This window comes from Sphingomonas sp. TREG-RG-20F-R18-01 (genome assembly GCF_022662475.1).
Taxonomy (GTDB): domain Bacteria; phylum Pseudomonadota; class Alphaproteobacteria; order Sphingomonadales; family Sphingomonadaceae; genus Sphingomonas.
The window spans coordinates 130,092-148,076 of record NZ_JAKNQQ010000001.1 but is presented as its reverse complement, the minus strand read 5'-3'; the positions used below and the strand labels follow the sequence as shown (position 1 = coordinate 148,076).

Genomic DNA, 17,985 nt, shown 5'->3' with positions numbered 1-17,985 from the left:
CAGATGGCTTACGTTTCAGCCCGAGTTTCAGACGGCAGCAAATTGATGTCGGAATACCTGGAAAGCCTACGCGGAGAATAATCAGGTGGCAGCACGTAACGCAGAAGTGAACCTGGTCCTCAAGGCACGCGACGATGCCACCCGCGCGCTGGAACAGGTAACTGCCACCCTCAACGGATTGCTCACCGCGCAGAATGCGGTCGCAGGTTCGGCGCAGAACACGAATAAGGGCCTGGCGGATCTTGTTGCTGGCGCCGCGTCGCTCGACAAAGCATTTGCCACAGTCAATAGGGCGGCCGACCGCGCTGAATCCTCCGTGTCGAAGATCACCGGCAGCATTGCAGCCAAGCAGCAGGCGATCGGCGTCCTGGCACGCGAGGCGGAAGATGCCGCCCGCGCGATCGCTCGCCTCAATTCGCCGGATGCGATCGTCGGGGCAGGGCGCGACCAGTCTGGTCGCATAGCGCAGGTCAAAGAACTGGAAGCCACCTATGGTTCGCTCCAGTCAAAGATCGCGCGGGTTGCCGACACCATCGCAGCAGACCAGTCGAAGCTGGATGCCAGCCGTTCGTCACTTCAGGCGCTCGGTAGCACGGTCATTGCCGCTGCAGATGCGGAAGGTAAGCTGGCAGCAGCGATCGCAGCGCGTCAGGCAGCACAGCAGCGCGCCAACGCCGCTGCCGGCGTAGGATCATCGATCCGCGGCAGTCAGTATCAGGACTCTGGCAAGTCGGCGGAAAACTCGGCATCCGTGTTTCAGGCCGCAGGTTTCACGCAGACTGAGAAACAGATTGCGGCAGCAAACCAGCTCGCTGAGCAGGAGCGTCGTGTCACTGACGAACTGCGTCAGCAGGAAACCGTACGGCGCAATGCCACGGCGCTTTCATCGATCCGTGGCAGTCAGTATCAGGACTCTGGCAAGTCGGCTGAAGCGTCGGCATCTGTGTTTCAGTCCGCTGGGCTGACGAATGTCGAACGCGAGTCCGCAGCGGCCGCACAGGCTGAAGCCGCAGCGATCAAGCGTCTGCGCGATGAACTGAACCCGCTTGAGACGGCGCAGCGAGCAGCCTTCGTCGAGTTGCAGCGCTTCAAGAAGCTGCTCGACGAAGGCAAAATCAGTGCGGAAGAATACACCGGCAAACAGCGGCTACTGGGCGAGTCGTTTGCCAATACAGCGGCCGTACTGGCGCGCACTCAGTCGGCGGGCGCTGGTGGAAATCAGAAAATTGGCCTATTTGGCCTGAAGCCGTATGAATTGCAGAACCTGAGCTATCAGGTGAACGACGTCGTCACCGGTTTGGCGAGCGGGCAGCGCGTCGGCCAAATCTTCGCGCAACAGGGTGGCCAGATTCTCCAGTTGTTCCCGAAGATTACATCGGGAATCGTCGCAGCATTCACTAACCCGGCGTTCATCGGCGCAGCGGTGGTGTTCGGCACGATTGCCTTGGCAGTGAAAGAGGTTGCCGATCGCGCGGAACGCCTGCGTGATTTCGGTGCCACCCTGTCGACCATGGCAGACGGAGCGACGTATTCGGCCGCTGCGCTGGAGAAGGAAGTCGAGGTCATGAAGCGCTTCGGGGTCACAGCCGAAGACGCATCGACCGCGCTCAAGACGTTTGTCAAAGACGGCGTGAACCCGGAGCGCATCGGGGAGTTTTCCCGCACTGCCAAGGATCTCGCCGACACGCTTGGTGTGAAGGTGCCCGATGCCGCGAAGATTCTCGCGGACGCATTCACCGGCGGCTATGACGCGATCGTCAAGCTGGATGAAGCCACCAACACGTTTACGGCGGCCCAGCGCGAGCATATCCGTGCGCTGTTTGATGAGGGTAGGGCACAGGAAGCCCGTACCTATGCCTATGACATTTTCGCGCAGAAGCAGCGCCAGGGTGCAGAAGAAGCACGCGGACCGTGGTCGACGTCAATTCGATCGCTTGGCACGGCATGGCAGTCCTTCATGGACGTGCTTGCGAAGAACGGTTTCATCACTGGCACTGTCGAACTGCTGGAAGCGCTGGCAAACGGCGTAACGAAGGTTCTGAACCGCTTGTCTGGCGCAACTCAGTCGACGGCAAAACTGCAGGAACTTACCGCCCTCACGACGCAGCTTGCCGCGGCGGAACAGGCGTTGGCAGCCGACAAAGACCCGCAGGTTGCGGCTGCTCGTATCGCCGGAATTGAGGAACTGCGCAAGAAAGTTGCCGCGCTCAAGAAGGAGGTGGCTACCCCCACGCCGGGAACCGGCGACACGGTGACTTCTGATCAGAACACGATCGAGCGGAAGCGTTCGAACGATATTCTGCACAATATGTCGCTGGAACAGCAGTACCGACGGCTACAGGAAGAAGGCAGCACTGCGGTAACGCGGCTGCGCGAGCGTGGTGAAAGTTTCCTCACCGCGGCAGAACAGCGTCGTCGCGTATCATTGGCTGGTGAATTGGCTGCCACCAAAGCTGTCGGTGACGAACGGGTGAAGCAGGCTGCTCGTGCCGAAGCCGAACGTCAGGAACGGGAGAAGATCACCAAGGAGCAACAGAGCTTCGACACGGCGAACTCTACCCCAGCAATGCAGACGCGCCGCCTCATTCAGGAGCGCGAAGGCTTCAGCGCGAAGGCGTACCGCGACAGCGATGGTCGCTTCCGCGTCGGTTTCGGTTCCGACACTACGACCGATGATGGTGGAAACGTGCGAAAGGTCACGTCTGCCACGACAACGGGTGTCGAGGGAGCTATTCGCGATCTTGACCGTCGCATCGGCGAGTTTCAGACCGGCATCAAGTCTCTGGTTGGCGCTGACCGGTTCAATGCGTTTGGGCCTCAGCAGCAGGCTGCGCTGACATCGGTTGCCTATAACTATGGGACACTCGGGCGGACCAAGGATGGACATGGTGCCGGCATCGCTGACACCGTTCGCACTGGATCGATCGAACAAATTACCGCCGCTATCCGCGCGCTCGGCAATGACAATGGTGGCATCAACAAGAAGCGCCGCAACCGGGAAGCGGATCTGTTTGCCGCATCGCCGAATGCCGCAATCGAAGCCGATAACGAAAAGGCGGCCAACGACGCTGCGTTGCGTCAGCAGAAGCTAAATGTCGCAATTGATGAAGGCAATGACGCGCGAAAGCGCACCACCGCGGAACTGGAGCGTCAAGCCAAGCTGCAGGATACGGCGCTGATTGATGAGCAGATCAAGGCGGCGGGTGACCGTGCTGCCGAAGATCTGCAAAAGCGCGTGACTGAGCAGAATGCGGCGTTGAAGCCTGGCGAAAAACAGCTTGAACTCACGAAGCAGCAGATCGAGGCTACCCGCCAGGCGGCCGAAGAGGAAGCGCGGGCCCAGAGCATTCGCGCGCGTGCGTCAGCGCAGACGGAAGAGGTAACACGCCCGGTCAACGACCTGACCAACCAACGTGACGCCTTGCGGCAGCGGCAGGACTTCCTGCGGTCGAATGGTAACGACCAGGGAGCAAATGCGCTGGCGCCGCAGCTCGACGCAGTAAATGCGCAGCTTCGCGAATCGATCGATCTGGCCATCAAGTTTTATGAGGCACTGGACCCGAAAACTGACCCGCTGCACCGCACTCAGGAGCAAATTGACGCAATAACGCTGTCGCTTCAGAGCAGTCGCGATTCCTCTGTCGAGTGGGGCAGGGTGATGAACGTATCGGCCAAGTCGATCGCACAGTCGTTTGCGTCTACGCTGACCAGTGCGATTGATCGGTTCACCCAGTCTGTGGCTGAAGGGAAGAATGTCTTCAAGGCTGCCAAGGATGCCTTTCTGGATTTTGCCGCATCATTCCTGCGGCAGATTGCCCAGATGATCCTGCAACAGATCGCCTTCAACATTGCCAAGGGGATTTTGAAGAGTTTCGGCGTACCCGTCGGGACTAACCACACCGGCGGTATCGCCGGCCGCGATCGAACGGAAACTCGAAGCGTGTCACCGGCATGGTTTGCTGGGGCCGCGCACTACCACACTGGTGGAATCGCCGGGTTGAAGGCTGATGAGGTACCAGCGATTCTGCAGAAGGGGGAAGAAGTCTTGACCCGCAGCGACCCGCGACATCGTGCCAATGGTGGGGCGTCCGGCGGCAGCGGTGGCGAAACCCGTGTCATCAACGTGTTTGACCCGGCCGCTGCGCTGGAGGCTGCACTTTCTACCCCAGCCGGCGGTAAGGCTATACTGAACCACGTCAGGGATAATCAGCAGGCTTGGAAATCTGCGCAGGGGTGACTTGCTGCGGCGGTCATGGGGTCGGGTCCTTCGTGATAATCATTCGCCCACGTGCGCTGATGTTGGTCGGCTTCCATCGGCGGTGTTTCGACCGCTTCCAAAGCTCTACAGGGCCGTCCTGCGCGTAAACCGCGAGATAGTGCATCGCTTCCGACAGCGCGCGATCTTCGCTTGGGCCAATGCTCACTTTGGCGACAAACGAGCCACCTTGACGGATGCCGTACTGTTCCTCGCTCATGATCCGGTTCCCTCGGTTGGGAATGGGAGGGGCTGGGCGCGGGCCAATTCCTGCAAAGCGATCCACGTAGGGATTTGCATAAGGTCGCCATTCTCCAAATCATCTGCCATTTCGCCGTACCTGCTCTTCGGTTCGGTCTTTCCAATCCGGCGCAGTACAGACACAACGATCTGCCGGGCTTTCTCATAAGCTGGAGACCCAGGATCAAGCTCCACCAGCCCGCTCGTGCTCTCGCTCATCGGGGCTGCTCCGGGGATAGGGCCGCGGTGGATTCATAGACGTAACATTTCGCGCTGCGATCATAGTCGATCGCATCAGGATGATTGGCCATGAACTGGGCGATATCGGCACTTGCGATTTGAATCGTCACCTCAAATCGATTGGCAATATCTGCGCGGCGGATCTGACCATACGTCTGAAGTTGGGCACGAATGAAATCCTGCCTCTGCTGCATGAACCATGTCATGGGCGATGACCTACGAAATCTGCCATGTACGCCCCGACATCGCGTTCGAAGTCTTTTATCGGTACGCCAGCGCGGGCGAGTCCGAGGGCGTGAGTGTAGCCGGCCCGAAAACCAGACTCCCGCTCCACCATCCCCCGGTCCACCCCCTCGCGCATGGCGGCGAGTGCGGTAAGGTGGGTGATCTCCGAAAGGAGCGCGCCGATATCCCAGCGCCAGACGAGCGCCGTCTGATCCGGCACGCCTGCCTGTTGCTTGACGTAGGCCTCCCGGACGCGAGCCGTGGCTTGCTCAATGCGGTTCGATCGGTCGCCTTTCATCGGGTCAGGTCCGATATCAGGAAGCGCCACCAGCTCCACCATCCCCCGGTCCGCCCCATCGCGCATGGCGGCGAGTGCGGCGCGGGCTTCCACGACCTGCGGGATAGACCTGCAGCCCTCATCGGTATCGTATAGCTCGACCATACCTTTGAGCGCCCGCGCCACCCGCTCGACATCCTCATTCCCGGCGTCGGGGCAAATAACGCCTGTCGCATCGCAATCGAGGCATCCGGTTAAAGAAGGGTCTTGCCCTTGTCCTTGGCATGAAGGGCAGATTTTCTCGTTGCCTGCGGGTTCGCCAACGTATCCGGCGCGCTTAGGCAAGCCGCTCATAAGAGACCGGCCTTTCGGCGCTCATCAACAGTATGGGTATGTTGATATGTTGATCCACAGATCGGACAATGAGGTGTACCCATCTCCGCGCGCATCTTGTCATACTGCGAAGTATTGATCTCATCCCCGGCGTCGGGGCGGGCGGTGACAAGATTTGGAACAAAAGAAGTCGGGAGACCGTAAAACTCTGCAAAATCGCGCGCCTCACTCCAATTCATATCGGCGTCGGGGCGGGCGGTGTGAGAGAGGCGGTGCATTCGCGCAGCCTGAACGCCTTCGTGATGGTCCCACTCGCCTGCGCGGATGAGCTTTGCATTTTCGGGCGCAATCACGATCCACTGCGCTGCGAAGTCACGATCAGCCTGCGTAACATCCTCGCGCATCGGCGCGGCTTTGGCGGGGGCGGTCATCGTTTTTGCTCCTGTGTCCAGCCGGTTCCTGCCATTGCGGCGTTGAACTCGTCGGCTGTGATTGGTGGGCGTGGATCTCGGTAATGCGGCTTGTGCGCGCGGCAGACTTGGCCGTGCAGCAGCACCTTGGGCTGAGCCTTGGGCAGGCGTTCGATGCACACCGGACACTTCACGCCGAACCGTTCGCGCTCCAGCTTGCGCATGTCTTTCATGTCGCGAAACATGTCGATCATATCGCTCACTCCGCCCCCTCCCGTCCGGAAGCAATCGCCGCGACCAACGCCTCACGCGCCGTCTTGCCGGTCCCGATCACGGTCCACTCGCGATCGTTGACACCGCCGTTCTCCCGCGTGACGCGCCATTCCTCGTCCTGGTCTTCATCGTCGCAGCGCCACGGGTAGTGGTACGACAGCGACACGTTGTGCTGTTTGTTCAGCCAGTCGAGCGGGTCTTGCGTTTGTCCGGAAGCAATCGCCGCGGGGGCGAGGGCTGCAAGAGCGTGCGCTGCCCAAGCCTGCTTCGAAGCAGCATAGGACGCGCCGTAGAAGGTGTGGCCGCAGCTACACTCCCCCGCGAACGTCTCGTCAGGCTGGTGATAATTCCCGGTCGGGAAATGCTCTGCCAGAGTGCTCAATTGACCATCCTCTTCGAACGCAACAGGGCCATGACGGCACGCGCGCCGACCTTACCAGTCCAGTCCATGTCCAAGCTGTCATCCAGCGCGTCGGCAATCTCGTCTTCAAGACCGCCATCGGGGATTGCGGCGCACGGTCCTTCGTGTCCTGCCTTGCGGGTGCAATACCATCCTGTCGGCGGTATTTGGCACTCCCCCTGCTGCGCGGCGGGGTGGGCGAGCGGGAGGGCGGTCGAGGTGGCGATAGTCATGCGACTTCCTTCCAACGGATCTTGTGTTTGATCTTGAAAATCGTGCCCTGATTGACGCCGTATTTCAGGCCAAGAGCGCGGTTCGTTTCCGTAGACGCGAGGATCTCGCGCACCTCGGCTTCGGTCAGTTTCCGGAAATACTTCATGCCCGGATGGTCGGGGTTGCGCCGTGCTTTGATCTCTTCCGCAGTGGGCAGCGAACCGGCCATCTTGTGCCGCCCCTTGCTCACCTTGTCGGCAGAGTTATCGGCAGCGGTACCAGCCCATAGATGCGCAGGGTTCACGCAAAGCGGATTGTCGCACGAGTGGCAGGCTTGCAGGTCTTGACCGAGCGGACCGTTGGCCAATTCGAAGGACAGACGGTGCGCACCGTAAAACACCTTGCGATGCACGAAGATGCCATAGCTGTGGTCATCGACATTGTGCTGCCATTCCCAGCAGCCATCGCCCTTGACGACCCAGCTCCAAAACCGCGCCAAGGCTGACGGCGGGAAGTCCGATGCCGGTATCCGGACATGCAGCGGCGTAAGCTGTTCGCTCATTGCTCCGCTCCCATTTCTGGCACCATCCCCCGCTCCAGCGCGAGATAGACGAAATCGTAGCGCGGGACTTCGAGGCGGATCGCGGTGATCGGCTTCCAGTACATATTGGAAGCTTCAAATCCGCCGCGGAATAATCCGTACCAATGCGGATCGTTATGCTCTTGTCGCTGAATCCAAATATCATCCGGCAACCACGAAGGACGTTCGCCATTGACCTCGATCGCAGCGCCAAACTCGGGGGGCGCGGTCATGATGCGAGATCCGCAACATCTGCGGCCTTGAGCAATACCGCAGCAAGGAGACGGGCACCCGCCGCGGTCGTGATGACAGTAGGCCCCATCATATCGCGAAAATCATCTGCTTCCGCGTCGTCATCCTCTTGCTGGATGATCTGGATTAGACCTTCCACCGGTGTGCTGTTGAAAGTGTACCTACCGTGCACACCAACCGTCAGCTTGTCGTGATCCGACCAACCGGTCTTATCGAACAATGCGTTGTCGATAGTCTCTTCAAATCTCACGAGCGTCTTCACATCCCATCTCCCAATTCAGCCGCAACCCGACGGCGTAATCAACTGATAGCTGAATAATCAACCGCTCTACCACTGTCAACCGATTCGTGATAAGTCACCCGAATGCCATCGACCGACACTGGAGCGCCGACGCTATTTCCGTTCGCGGTCAATTGGCGCGATAGCTACCATGTCATTTACGAATTCAAAACTGACGTATTCACGTCGCGCAGCGGCCGGGAGCAGCGCCGCGCCCAGCGGTCAACGCCGCGTAAGCAGCTTCAGTTTTCCATAACGCAAGAGACTAGTAGCCCGCTGAACCGATTTTTGTATCGCGAGCAAGGCAGCAGCATCACCGTAGCGGATCGGTCACGTATAGGCCGGATAACTGAAGCAGTTACCGCTGGCAGCAGCGTGATCGTCGTGTGCGAAATGCCAACCTGGATGGTTCCGACCGTATCGATCGTTCTCGGCGGTGCGCTACACACAGTTGCATCGATATCCGGTAATACGGCAACACTGGTCGAACCAGCAGGTGCGGATCTGCATCCGAACACACCGTTCTACCCTGCGGTGAACGGCCGACTGAGCGATAGTTTTTCGCTGAAGAACGTCAGCGATCGCGTTGCTGAAGCGAGTGTTACCGTTGCGCTTGATCCAGGCGGCAATACCCCGGATGACTCCGGCTCCCCGCAGGAGGTGTTCAACGGTCGCGAAGTCTTCGTATTTGAGCCAAACTGGGCGTCGCCAATCGAAGGGCAATTTGCCCGGAACAGCGACGCAGTAGACTTCCTGCGCGGTCGCATTCAAGTTTATCATCCGATAAATTTCAGCACGCGCATTCGGCAGTTTAGCGTTCTATTTCCGACACAGCGCGATCGCGTTGGTGCTGTATCATTCTTTCATCGGATGAAGGGGCAGCGCGGAGAATTTTACCTCCCGAGCTGGGACGATGCGCTCGACGTCGTTCATTCTGCAACGGCTGGCTCAACCATGGTCACTGTGGCCGGTGACCATGCGACCGACACGACTCTCCAAGCCGTAGTGCTGCGATTAGCCGACGGTGCGCAATTCTATCGCAGGATTGTATCGATAACCTCGGACGGCACCAACTCGGTGCTTCAGACTGATGCGCCATGGCCGGTAGCGATTGATGCCAATGTTCAATTGACGTGGTTGCAGGCAGCACGCTTCGCCGCCGACCAGCTGGATGTCGAATGTGTAACGTCGGAAGTGTCGCGCACCCAGTTCTCCACGCGCACCCTGGAAGACCTACCGGTGTTGCCATCAGACAACCCGTGGAACGGACTTGATGATGGCGCCTGGTGGCTCATCGACTTCTACGGGTGGCGCTTCATTCGAGATGCGTTGGCAAACCCGCTGCATCGCTGGCTGCATGTTTCATATCCAAAAACTGCCGGTTTAGCTGTCTTCTTGACCGGGGAATGGTGGCTGAACCGTTTTTACGGGCAGCCGTACGCCACCAACGAACTCGCGACGCCTCTTCATACCCTGATTCACCGCGTTCTTCCGGAGTCCTGAGAATATGACGACCGCCTATGAAATTCAGAAAAGCGTAGAGCAGATCGTCGTTGATGGCGGTCTGCTTCATAATGTTGTGCAGGGTGGTGCGGACACCGTGGTGCAGACTGAAGGTGGATCGGTTAAATCATTGGCCGGCCTTCAGCGGGACTTCAACGTTCAGGCTGGCGACATTCTCGACGTATCGAAGGTGAACGCGGGCATTGCCGCTGCTGCCAGTCTGTCGGCGTCAGCAGCTAAGGATCTCGCCACTCTCAAGGCGGCGATCGCCCAGGTGGCCGCCAGCGATGCTGGAGCTTATCTGGCTGCAATTCAAAGCCTGACCAGCGGGTCTCCGACGACGGCGCAACTCACGCTTCAGGCGACGTCGCGTACAGTCCTTGCCGGGTTCACTGGGACCGTTGCCGGGCGCCAAGCGTACCTGAGTGAGTTCCCGCGGTATGGAATGTTCTTCTGGTCGACAGCCAATCTGTCGACCAACGTCACGGCCGACCCTCAGCAGGGCATCTACGTTCCGCCGGCTTCAGACAGGAGCGGCGCAAGCGGTGCTTGGGTCCGGCTCGACGTTTCGACCCCTCGTCTCGAATGGTGGGGCGGCGGCGCGGGTGGTGACGACACTGATGCTGCAGCCGCAATTGGCGACTACATCACCCGCTTGGGTGGAGGGTTCATTGAGCTGGCGCCGGGCAAGACGTACAACGTCGGTCGGCAGTCGCTTGCAAATGACAACCAGTACATGTTCAAACCCGCGCGTCTGTTTGAGATCGTAGGCTGTACCAAGCCTGTCGTAATCCGGGCAAACGGCGCTCGTATTCGCTTCAACGATGGACTATATTTCGGGACGTTCAATGCCGACGGCACACCCGCTGGTTTCAATGCTGCCGGTAAAGCGTCGACTCCGTGCATCACAGCGATATTTGCGATCACCAGTTGCACAGGTTCCATCACCGTCGAAGGCGGCTTGGAAATGGACGGCAACGTTGCCAACATGCATATCGGCGGCGGCGCAGGTGATACCGGCTGGCAGCTCGGTGGCGACGGAATTTACTTCAGCGGCAACACCGGACAAATTAAGATCGACAACCTCCGGGCACACCACTTCCCGCGGGATGGTATGCAGGGATCGACGCCGTGCCTCAACGACGCGGCTCCATTCGGCAATGTACTGTTTATCAATTGCTCGTTTCACAACAATGTGCGGAACAATTTCTCAGCACTCGGTGGACGCGGCTGGTTTTTCCTGAACTGTTCGTTCCGAGAAGCTGCGGTAAATACCCCTATCGGATCGGCACCGGGCTCTGGAATCGATCTGGAAGCAGAACAGTCGAATATCCGAAACTTCATTTTCGATAACTGCGAATTCGTCAATAATTCAAGCTGCGGCATGGTGGCTGACAGCGGAGATACGAAGGATGTCCAGTTCCGAAACTGCCGGTTTGTAGGTGTCAGCGGACCTAGCTGCTGGCCTCGTAAGCCGAAGATGAAGTTCTTCAACTGCACATTCGTTGGATCGATCATCGTCGTGTACCCAAGCGTTGATCCTGATCTCGCTACGCAATTCAGCGATTGCTATTTCACCGACGATGCCAAAGAGTCTCCGACAGGCGCGGTTGTTGATGGCTATCTGGTAAACGGAGGTGGTGGCAATCAAAACGTATTGTTTGACCAGTGCCGATTCAAAGCGACTAAAAACCCTGCTGTGTACTTGAGTGGTGGCGGCGGAAACGGAGCGATTTGGCGAAACAGTAAGGCCGTTCAAGATCCTAGCCTACCAATCTCGATTCTCAGTGTGAACCTGGACGGCGAATATAATAGCTTCGATGGCGGGGTCAGTGCGCCTGGAATTACGTATACCGGTCGAATACTGATCAATGGTGTGGATCAGATGCTGTACAGTCAGGCTTTTAATCCCACATCAATTGCACCGGGGTCAGTAGCATATGCGTACATTAGCGCATTTGCTAAGCCTGCTGCAGTCGGATGGAAGGTTAGTGCCACATTCGACCAAAGCCTGCTTGGTTTGATTATGACCTGTTATATTTCAGCAGCGGATACGATCACCGTATCCTTCTTTAATCCAACCCCCACTGCTGTCGATCTTCCTGCCGGTACAATCGCTGCCCGCATTCAGCCAAACATTTAGGAGATAGCGCCATGAAAGTAGAAGTCGGAAAAGTCTACGTCGACGACTTCAATACGCGCCGCACGGTGGTCGCAATCAACGGCGATACGCTGATCTATCACAAGCGTCTGAGCAGCATGGAAAATCACCAGATGCCACTTGCAGAGTTCGAAACATGGGCGGTGGCGGAATTCGAACCGTTCGTTCCGCCGGTGATTGAGGGTGATGCGTGACCTTTCCAAACCTTGAATCTAGCCGGTTCAGCGGGGAGCCTGTAAATCTGTACCTGTTTCGCTACGGCGACCAGGGGACGCAGGTATATAGCTACTGCGATGCTGAGCAGCCGATCGTTATGCAAGGCGTCACATTCAAACCGATCCCGATTGACCGGACGAAGATAACGACGTCTGGCACCCTGGATAAGGCGAATGTGACGATCACAACGCCGCAGGATTCGGAACTGGCTGACCTCTATCTGATCTACCCGCCATCGGCCGTCACAACCTTAGTCATGTACCAAGGCCATGTCGACGACCCGGATGACGACTTCCGGGTAATATGGTCGGGCCGTGTCATGGCGTGTGCGCGCAAAGGTTCAAAGGCTGAATTTACCTGCGAACCAGTGTCGACCAGTCTCCGCAGGAATGGGCTGCGTCGCCGCTACCAGTTCGGCTGCCCTCATGAATTATACGGACCAGACTGCCGGGCTTCGAAGATCCGCGCGACGATCAATGCGACCGTTACGCTGGTTCAGGGTGCGCGCATCACACTTCCTCAAGGGTGGAACACGATCGCTGCGGAGAAGTACGTCGGCGGTCTATGTGAATGGATCAATGATGTCGGCGGTCGCGAAGTGCGAACAATTCTTAAGATGGAAGGTGGCGGAAACACGGCACTCCTATCAGGGACGACTCGCGGCATGTCTCAGGGACAAACTGTATCAATGGTGCTGGGCTGCAATCATAAAGCCGGTGTGGCGGCCCAGCCAGACGGCGACTGCCAACCACTGCATGCGAACGTCCTGAACTTCGGTGGACAGATGTTCATCCCGTTCAAGTCGCCGATCGCGTTTGGCGTCAATCAGTATTATGGCGGATAATAAATCAACAAATAGCTGAATAGTAAACCAGTCTACCGCTGTCAACGTTTTCGTGATAAAGCACGACTATGGTAGCATTCCTGATCCCGATCCTGATCTCGATCGCCCTGTCGGTCATTTCATACCTGATCACGCCGAAGCCGAAAGCGCCGAAGCCGGAAGCTGCAAAAGACATGGACAATCCGACATCCGAGGCCGGTCGCGAGATGCCGGTGATCTTCGGCTCCATGACCATGAAAGGGCTGAATGTGCTAGATTTCAGCGAGAAGAATATCCGCTCGTATGAGGTGAAGTCGTGAGGATCGAACGCATCACGATACAGAACATCCGCGACGCTGGGTATTGCGCGACCGGAGCCAAGCGTTGGTTCGCGGCACACAATTTGGATTTTCGCGATTTCATGAAGAACGGAATCGCCGTTGGTGACTTCCTCGCGACCGGTGACGGGCTTGCCCAGATCGTGGTAGACAAGACGGAGGCATCCAGTGGGTAAGGGAGGCTCGGCAAAGCAAAAAATCGACGAATACCGCATGTCGATCCATTACGGTATCGCGGCCGAACTCGACGCCATCACCGGCATTATCGTCGGCGAGAAGGACGCTTGGACCGGTGAGGTGAATGCCGAACTCGCTATTCCTGTGTCTGCGCCCGAACTGTTCGGCGGGCAAAAGAAAGAAGGCGGCGTGGGCGGTATCGCCTATTTTCTGCCAGGTGGTCCCGACCAGGTGCTGCCGCAGGGGTTTGCGCAACGCCGGGGGCTGACGTCTGCAACGCATCCGGCATACCGCGGGCTTGCCAGCATCTATATGGTCGGGACGATCGCACCGGGGGAGGGCTTCTACTGGGGCAACACGCCTTACATGAACGGCGTGTGGGTCCGTGGTCGTCGAGCCCCGAAAGGTCTTACGGCCGCATATGCGATGATCGGCAACCGCGTCGAGTTCGTAGCAAGCGGATACGATATCACCATTGGCGATGACAAGCAGACGGTCATCGACGGTCAGACGAAGAACGTCGGCGGCTACGGTGTTTCGGTCACTGTCAATGCCAGCCAGAACACCCGCGTGATCGGCTTCGGTGGCGAAGTGTTGACCGTCTACTATAGCGCCCATGTCACGAATGGCGCGATCGTCAACGATGGCACCGGTGGCACAGTTATTGATCTGAATGGCACGTTCTTTGCCGGCAACAGTGCCACTTTAAACGGCATTGCCATCACCGCTTTCGAAGGCGATGTGACGATCAGTCTCGGGGAGTCCGGCCAAGATGCCAACCCGGCACACATCATTTACGAATGCCTGACGAACACCACCTGGGGTATGGGTGCCACGGATGGTATCGTCGACCGCGATAACTTCGAAGCCGTGGGCCGTACGCTCTACAATGAGGGTTTCGGTATGTCGCTGGCATGGACGCGTCAGTCCAGCATCGAATCCTTCATCACTGAGATCATCGACCACATTCAGGGCGCGATCTACGTTGACCCGCAAACCGGCAAGATCACGCTGAAGCTGTTTCGCGACGATTACGACGAAAGCACGCTGCCGCTGATCACGCCGGACAATGCAGATCTCGATAGTTTCCAGCGGAAACTCTGGGGTGAAACAGTCAACGAAATTGTCGTGACCTGGACGAACCCTGCGAATGAGCAGGAGGAAACGATCACCCAGCAGGATCTGGGTAACATCACCGTGCAGCGCGCTGTCGTGTCCGACTCCCGTAATTATTATGGCGTGCGTAATGCTGCCCTCGCATCGCGCCTGGCACAGCGCGACAGCCGTCAATCGGCCGCACCGCTGGCATCGGTTGAAGCCCAGCTCGACCGCACGCAATGGAATCTGCGGCCTGGCGATATCGTACGGCTGACGTGGCCAGAATACGACATCGTGAACCTCATCATGCGGGTGACGACGGTCGACTACGGCAAAATCGGCGTGCCCCAGATTACCGTGTCCCTGCTGGAGGATATCTTCAGTTTGGAAAATGCGGCATACAACGCGCCACCGCTGTCAGGCTGGATCAATCCGGCGAACAACCCGACCCCGATGGATCATGTGCGCGTGATCACCTCGCCAGCATACTTCTCATCGCGGCGCCTGAGCGCTGCCGATGCTGCTATGCTGGAGTATCCCGACGTTCTGGTTGCGCTACTCGCTGCATCGAGCAACCCGGATGCATCCCTCTATGAGATGGTCGGCCAGTCGGTATTGCCGAATGGACAGACCGTGGCCGAAGAACTCGGTACGCGCACGACACTCGGGTATGCTTCGCTGCAGGCTGCGTTGGTCGAAGAAGCCCAGTCAGTTGTCACCACGTTCGGTCCTATAGTTGGCGGCACTGTCCCTACGGTATCGGGTTTCGCATTTATCGGCGATGCTTCCGAACGCTTCATGGAAATCGCACTGCTCGACTCGTTTAACGAGAACGGATGGACGATGCGCCGCGGCACGCTTGATACGATCCCCCGCGCTTGGCCAGCCGGCACTCCGGTGTGGTTTTATGACATCCGCAACAATTTCTTCGACCCGGATATCCGCTCAGAAGGCGAGGCTGTAAATTTCAAACTCCTGACGATCACATCAAAGGGTCGCCTGCCGATCGCCAGCGCGCCGGTCGTTGGCGCCATGCTGACTGCTCGCCCGCATCTTCCGAACCGTCCCGCGAACGTAACAGTTGCCGGCGTACCGTTCGGCGCGGTCGACCTGTCAGGGCTGAATCCAAAACCGTCTGTGGTGCCGATCACCTGGGCGAACCGCAATCGGACCATGGAGGATGGTACCATCGTCGGCTGGACCGACGCAAACGTAGTCCCGGAAGCTGGTCAGACAACGACTATCAAGGTCGTATCGACCGCTGGCACTGTGCTGGCGACCCATGCTGGTATCACCGGTACATCGTTCGATGTTCCTGTCACTGACTGGGGTAGTGAGATCGATGCCGACATCATGATCTCGTCGATGCGCGACAGCTTCGAGTCGCTGCAGACGATCGTTCGTCGTGTTCGCATTGTGGCAGGCGGCGGGTCGCCCGGTAATCCGGGAAATCCAACGCCCGAAGAACCGTACGATCCGGGTCCGTCATTTCCGCAGCCGTGGCGACCACCGTGCCTGGTTGCGGAAAGCCGCTATCTTATGGCCAACAGCATGCACGACGGACCGGGCGGAACATGCAGCGCCTATGAACTGGTGCCCGGCGGAACTTGGCTATGGACGCAGGACGCGGTGACGAAAGTCTGGGGCTCCCATCTCGTCATGGTTGTCGAGCTGGTGGAAGCCGACGTGATGCGAGCGGAAGGCTTGCCGCGGGCTACACCGCTTCATCCATTCTGGATTGATGGCAAATGGGTACGGATGGAAGCAATTGGCGCTTCAGACGGCGTTGCGACTGTTGCCCGCGTCACCGTGGAAGGCGCTGCCAGCTACATCACCGTCGAAGCAGATGGCACCTACGTATTGTCGCATAACCTGAAAAGCCCGCAGTACGCCGATCAGTAATTTGCTTTGAGTCCCGGTTTCGTGATAGGTGATAAATCACCAAATGGTTGTGGAGTCAACTAAACCATGAACCGCATCCTTCGCGATATCCTGTCTGGTGCCGACAACCACAGCATCGAAGCTGGTCGCGTTCTTTGGGTCATTGGCTGTCTGTCGATGGTCGTGTTCGAAGGCGTGGCTATTGGCGTGAAGGGGCAGGCATTTGACCCGGTCACATTTGGCCTTGGTTTCGCATCGCTGCTTGCGGCGGGCGGTTTCGGCATCGCCCAGAAGGACAAGGCGCTGAAGGCGTCCACTCCAAACACGCCGATCACCAACGCTGAAACCGTCAACATCGGGAGTCCTGCATGACGAAACTCGCCAGCGCTGCGGCGTTCTTCGCGGCTGTCCGTGCCGATTTGTTCGCCGGAAAACTCGAAACGTCGCAGGTGGCGGGGCTCAACGCGATTCTGAAATCTGCTGGCGCTCATCAATGCCCACTTTCGTGGACAGCATACGCGCTGGCGACCGCATATCATGAGACCGGTCAGTCGATCTTCCCGAACCGGGAGAACATGAATTATTCGGTAGAAGGGCTGATGAGCAAATATAGCCGCAGTCGGATCAGCGCAGCGGATGCGACGCTGTACGGTCGCGGGCCAAGTCACTCTGCCAATCAGCAAAAGATCGCGAATGTCCTGTACGGCGGCAAGTTCGGCCTGGAGCAACTCGGCAACACGCAACCGAACGACGGGTGGCATTTCCGCGGCGGTGGTATGGATCACTGCACTGGTCGCAAGAATTACACGGCGGTAGACCGTGCGCTGGGTTTGGGCGGTGCGCTCGTGATCAATCCAGATCTCATTCTGGACGTCGACATTGCAGCCGGTGCCATGGTCACCGGGATGATCGTCGGCCGTTACACGGGCAAGTCGTTCGAACGCTGCCTTCCAAATGGATCGCTGGGCAGCTTGGAACACTTCTCAGATGCGCGCTGCATCATCAACGGCACCGACAAGGCTGCAACCGTCGCGGTGTACGCCGGCAAGTTCCAACATGCGCTGAGCGCAGGAGGCTGGGCATGAGCGGTATCCTCGACATCCTGACCGGATGGAAGTGGAAGATCGCAGTCGGAGCAGGGGGACTGGTGCTGGCTGCCGCTGCATTCTTCCTGCTGCAGGCGCAGCTTGAAAACCGACATCTGACGAAGCAGGTCACGCAACTGGAAGGGCGTATCAACGATCGCACGACCGGCTACGTCGCGCAGCTCGCGCAAGCCACCACCAACGTCAAGCAGCTCTCTGTCGCGCTGGATACGCAGAACGAGAAGCTGAAGACGCAGGCAGCGCAGTCTGGCGCTGAGCTTGCCCGGCTGAATGCTCAGATCTCCGTGATCCAGCATGACAACCTTCGACTGAAGGCAAATTCGGCTTCGCTGATGAACCACGACATCAAAGGCGACACCCTTGAACAGCGTGTTGGCGACGTCGACCGCGCGCTGCTGGAGACCCTGAAATGAAGATCCTGCTGCTCATGGCCGCCATACCTCTTGCTGCTTGTTCGACCGTGCCGACGGTAGCGCCGCAGCCACAGGTCGTCATCAAAGAGGTGGTTGTGCCTGGCCCACCGTCCCCTTGCGTACCAAAAAATATCGGCGGCCCACCGGTGTACCAGGACAGCGATACAGCACTTCGGGCAGCCAAGGATGCCGCTGAACGCTACCGGCTGATGGCCGCTGCGCGACCGTTGCGAATGGCCCGGCTTAACGAGCTTGAGCCCGTCGTCGCATCCTGCCCGAAAGAGAAGTGAG

General features: G+C 58.3%; 22 protein-coding genes. 12 read left to right on the top strand and 10 right to left on the bottom strand.

Annotated features, from left to right (window positions below; translation table 11 throughout):
- Window positions 1-106 precede the first annotated feature (106 nt).
- Entirely contained in the window at window positions 107-4,237 is a 4,131-nt protein-coding gene (locus L8K25_RS00735; RefSeq protein ID WP_242137017.1) for a phage tail length tape measure family protein, read from the top strand.
- Between the two features lie 13 nt (window positions 4,238-4,250).
- Here the strand turns inward: L8K25_RS00735 and L8K25_RS00730 are convergent, their stop codons facing one another.
- From L8K25_RS00730 to L8K25_RS00685, 10 genes are all read right to left on the bottom strand, one after another.
- The gene (locus L8K25_RS00730) at window positions 4,251-4,475 is read right to left on the bottom strand and encodes a hypothetical protein (RefSeq protein WP_242137016.1); all 225 of its coding nucleotides are present in this window, start codon (window positions 4,473-4,475) and stop codon (window positions 4,251-4,253) included.
- Between the two features lie 235 nt (window positions 4,476-4,710).
- A complete protein-coding gene (locus L8K25_RS00725) occupies window positions 4,711-4,941 on the bottom strand; it encodes a hypothetical protein (RefSeq protein WP_242137015.1) in 231 nt (76 codons plus the stop codon).
- Window positions 4,938-5,591 carry a hypothetical protein gene (locus tag L8K25_RS00720; protein ID WP_242137014.1) on the bottom strand — a complete coding sequence of 218 codons (654 nt, stop codon included), beginning with the start codon at window positions 5,589-5,591 and terminating at the stop codon, window positions 4,938-4,940. The genes L8K25_RS00725 and L8K25_RS00720 overlap by 4 nt, the downstream gene beginning before the upstream one ends.
- Window positions 5,588-6,001 (bottom strand): hypothetical protein, encoded by a 414-nt coding sequence (locus L8K25_RS00715; protein ID WP_242137013.1) that lies wholly within the window; start codon window positions 5,999-6,001, stop codon window positions 5,588-5,590. Before L8K25_RS00715 ends, L8K25_RS00720 begins: the two co-directional genes overlap by 4 nt.
- A complete protein-coding gene (locus L8K25_RS00710; protein WP_242137012.1) occupies window positions 5,998-6,243 on the bottom strand; it encodes a hypothetical protein in 246 nt (81 codons plus the stop codon). Before L8K25_RS00710 ends, L8K25_RS00715 begins: the two co-directional genes overlap by 4 nt.
- Window positions 6,240-6,635, bottom strand: a complete 396-nt coding sequence (locus L8K25_RS00705; protein ID WP_242137011.1) for a hypothetical protein — start codon at window positions 6,633-6,635, stop codon at window positions 6,240-6,242. The genes L8K25_RS00710 and L8K25_RS00705 overlap by 4 nt, the downstream gene beginning before the upstream one ends.
- The gene (locus L8K25_RS00700) at window positions 6,632-6,886 is read right to left on the bottom strand and encodes a hypothetical protein (protein WP_242137010.1); all 255 of its coding nucleotides are present in this window, start codon (window positions 6,884-6,886) and stop codon (window positions 6,632-6,634) included. Before L8K25_RS00700 ends, L8K25_RS00705 begins: the two co-directional genes overlap by 4 nt.
- The gene (locus L8K25_RS00695) at window positions 6,883-7,428 is read right to left on the bottom strand and encodes an HNH endonuclease signature motif containing protein (protein WP_242137009.1); all 546 of its coding nucleotides are present in this window, start codon (window positions 7,426-7,428) and stop codon (window positions 6,883-6,885) included. The genes L8K25_RS00700 and L8K25_RS00695 overlap by 4 nt, the downstream gene beginning before the upstream one ends.
- Window positions 7,425-7,679 carry a hypothetical protein gene (locus tag L8K25_RS00690; protein ID WP_242137008.1) on the bottom strand — a complete coding sequence of 85 codons (255 nt, stop codon included), beginning with the start codon at window positions 7,677-7,679 and terminating at the stop codon, window positions 7,425-7,427. The genes L8K25_RS00695 and L8K25_RS00690 overlap by 4 nt, the downstream gene beginning before the upstream one ends.
- A complete protein-coding gene (locus tag L8K25_RS00685) occupies window positions 7,676-7,960 on the bottom strand; it encodes a hypothetical protein (protein WP_242137007.1) in 285 nt (94 codons plus the stop codon). The genes L8K25_RS00690 and L8K25_RS00685 overlap by 4 nt, the downstream gene beginning before the upstream one ends.
- A gap of 102 nt (window positions 7,961-8,062) precedes the next feature.
- Here L8K25_RS00685 and L8K25_RS00680 point away from each other — a divergent pair, with 102 nt between their 5' ends.
- The 11 genes from L8K25_RS00680 (at window position 8,063) to L8K25_RS00630 (ending at window position 17,984) form a co-directional block, all read left to right on the top strand.
- Window positions 8,063-9,481 (top strand): hypothetical protein, encoded by a 1,419-nt coding sequence (locus tag L8K25_RS00680; protein ID WP_242137006.1) that lies wholly within the window; start codon window positions 8,063-8,065, stop codon window positions 9,479-9,481.
- A 4-nt stretch (window positions 9,482-9,485) separates the two neighbouring features.
- Window positions 9,486-11,624: a right-handed parallel beta-helix repeat-containing protein gene (locus L8K25_RS00675; protein WP_242137005.1), complete on the top strand. Its 2,139-nt coding sequence runs from the start codon at window positions 9,486-9,488 to the stop codon at window positions 11,622-11,624.
- Window positions 11,625-11,635: 11 nt separating this feature from the next.
- A complete protein-coding gene (locus tag L8K25_RS00670) occupies window positions 11,636-11,836 on the top strand; it encodes a hypothetical protein (protein ID WP_242137004.1) in 201 nt (66 codons plus the stop codon).
- Window positions 11,833-12,702 (top strand): DUF2163 domain-containing protein, encoded by an 870-nt coding sequence (locus tag L8K25_RS00665; protein ID WP_242137003.1) that lies wholly within the window; start codon window positions 11,833-11,835, stop codon window positions 12,700-12,702. The genes L8K25_RS00670 and L8K25_RS00665 overlap by 4 nt, the downstream gene beginning before the upstream one ends.
- Before the next feature lie 68 nt (window positions 12,703-12,770).
- A complete protein-coding gene (locus tag L8K25_RS00660) occupies window positions 12,771-13,001 on the top strand; it encodes a hypothetical protein (RefSeq protein ID WP_242137002.1) in 231 nt (76 codons plus the stop codon).
- Complete coding sequence (locus L8K25_RS00655; protein ID WP_242137001.1) at window positions 12,998-13,195, top strand: hypothetical protein; 198 nt, start codon at window positions 12,998-13,000, stop codon at window positions 13,193-13,195. The genes L8K25_RS00660 and L8K25_RS00655 overlap by 4 nt, the downstream gene beginning before the upstream one ends.
- Window positions 13,196-13,232: 37 nt before the next feature.
- Window positions 13,233-16,196 (top strand): phage tail protein, encoded by a 2,964-nt coding sequence (locus L8K25_RS00650; RefSeq protein WP_242137000.1) that lies wholly within the window; start codon window positions 13,233-13,235, stop codon window positions 16,194-16,196.
- Window positions 16,197-16,262: 66 nt separating this feature from the next.
- A complete protein-coding gene (locus tag L8K25_RS00645) occupies window positions 16,263-16,547 on the top strand; it encodes a hypothetical protein (RefSeq protein WP_242136999.1) in 285 nt (94 codons plus the stop codon).
- Window positions 16,544-17,260, top strand: a complete 717-nt coding sequence (locus tag L8K25_RS00640) for a hypothetical protein (RefSeq protein WP_242136998.1) — start codon at window positions 16,544-16,546, stop codon at window positions 17,258-17,260. Before L8K25_RS00645 ends, L8K25_RS00640 begins: the two co-directional genes overlap by 4 nt.
- The gene (locus L8K25_RS00635) at window positions 17,257-17,694 is read left to right on the top strand and encodes a hypothetical protein (RefSeq protein WP_242136997.1); all 438 of its coding nucleotides are present in this window, start codon (window positions 17,257-17,259) and stop codon (window positions 17,692-17,694) included. The genes L8K25_RS00640 and L8K25_RS00635 overlap by 4 nt, the downstream gene beginning before the upstream one ends.
- Entirely contained in the window at window positions 17,691-17,984 is a 294-nt protein-coding gene (locus L8K25_RS00630; RefSeq protein WP_242136996.1) for a hypothetical protein, read from the top strand. Before L8K25_RS00635 ends, L8K25_RS00630 begins: the two co-directional genes overlap by 4 nt.
- Window position 17,985 lies beyond the last annotated feature (1 nt).

Excerpts from the sequence above, each read along its gene's own strand:
- L8K25_RS00730 (WP_242137016.1), bottom strand. The coding sequence starts at position 4,475 with ATGAGCGAGGAACAGTACGGCATCCGTCAAGGTGGCTCGTTTGTCGCC.
- L8K25_RS00725 (WP_242137015.1), bottom strand. The coding sequence starts at position 4,941 with ATGACATGGTTCATGCAGCAGAGGCAGGATTTCATTCGTGCCCAACTT.
- L8K25_RS00720 (WP_242137014.1), bottom strand. The coding sequence starts at position 5,591 with ATGAGCGGCTTGCCTAAGCGCGCCGGATACGTTGGCGAACCCGCAGGC.
- L8K25_RS00715 (WP_242137013.1), bottom strand. The coding sequence starts at position 6,001 with ATGACCGCCCCCGCCAAAGCCGCGCCGATGCGCGAGGATGTTACGCAG.
- L8K25_RS00700 (WP_242137010.1), bottom strand. The coding sequence starts at position 6,886 with ATGACTATCGCCACCTCGACCGCCCTCCCGCTCGCCCACCCCGCCGCG.
- L8K25_RS00695 (WP_242137009.1), bottom strand. The coding sequence starts at position 7,428 with ATGAGCGAACAGCTTACGCCGCTGCATGTCCGGATACCGGCATCGGAC.
- L8K25_RS00690 (WP_242137008.1), bottom strand. The coding sequence starts at position 7,679 with ATGACCGCGCCCCCCGAGTTTGGCGCTGCGATCGAGGTCAATGGCGAA.
- L8K25_RS00680 (WP_242137006.1), top strand. The coding sequence starts at position 8,063 with ATGCCATCGACCGACACTGGAGCGCCGACGCTATTTCCGTTCGCGGTC.
- L8K25_RS00675 (WP_242137005.1), top strand. The coding sequence starts at position 9,486 with ATGACGACCGCCTATGAAATTCAGAAAAGCGTAGAGCAGATCGTCGTT.
- L8K25_RS00670 (WP_242137004.1), top strand. The coding sequence starts at position 11,636 with ATGAAAGTAGAAGTCGGAAAAGTCTACGTCGACGACTTCAATACGCGC.
- L8K25_RS00660 (WP_242137002.1), top strand. The coding sequence starts at position 12,771 with ATGGTAGCATTCCTGATCCCGATCCTGATCTCGATCGCCCTGTCGGTC.
- L8K25_RS00650 (WP_242137000.1), top strand. The coding sequence starts at position 13,233 with ATGTCGATCCATTACGGTATCGCGGCCGAACTCGACGCCATCACCGGC.
- L8K25_RS00645 (WP_242136999.1), top strand. The coding sequence starts at position 16,263 with ATGAACCGCATCCTTCGCGATATCCTGTCTGGTGCCGACAACCACAGC.
- L8K25_RS00640 (WP_242136998.1), top strand. The coding sequence starts at position 16,544 with ATGACGAAACTCGCCAGCGCTGCGGCGTTCTTCGCGGCTGTCCGTGCC.
- L8K25_RS00635 (WP_242136997.1), top strand. The coding sequence starts at position 17,257 with ATGAGCGGTATCCTCGACATCCTGACCGGATGGAAGTGGAAGATCGCA.
- L8K25_RS00630 (WP_242136996.1), top strand. The coding sequence starts at position 17,691 with ATGAAGATCCTGCTGCTCATGGCCGCCATACCTCTTGCTGCTTGTTCG.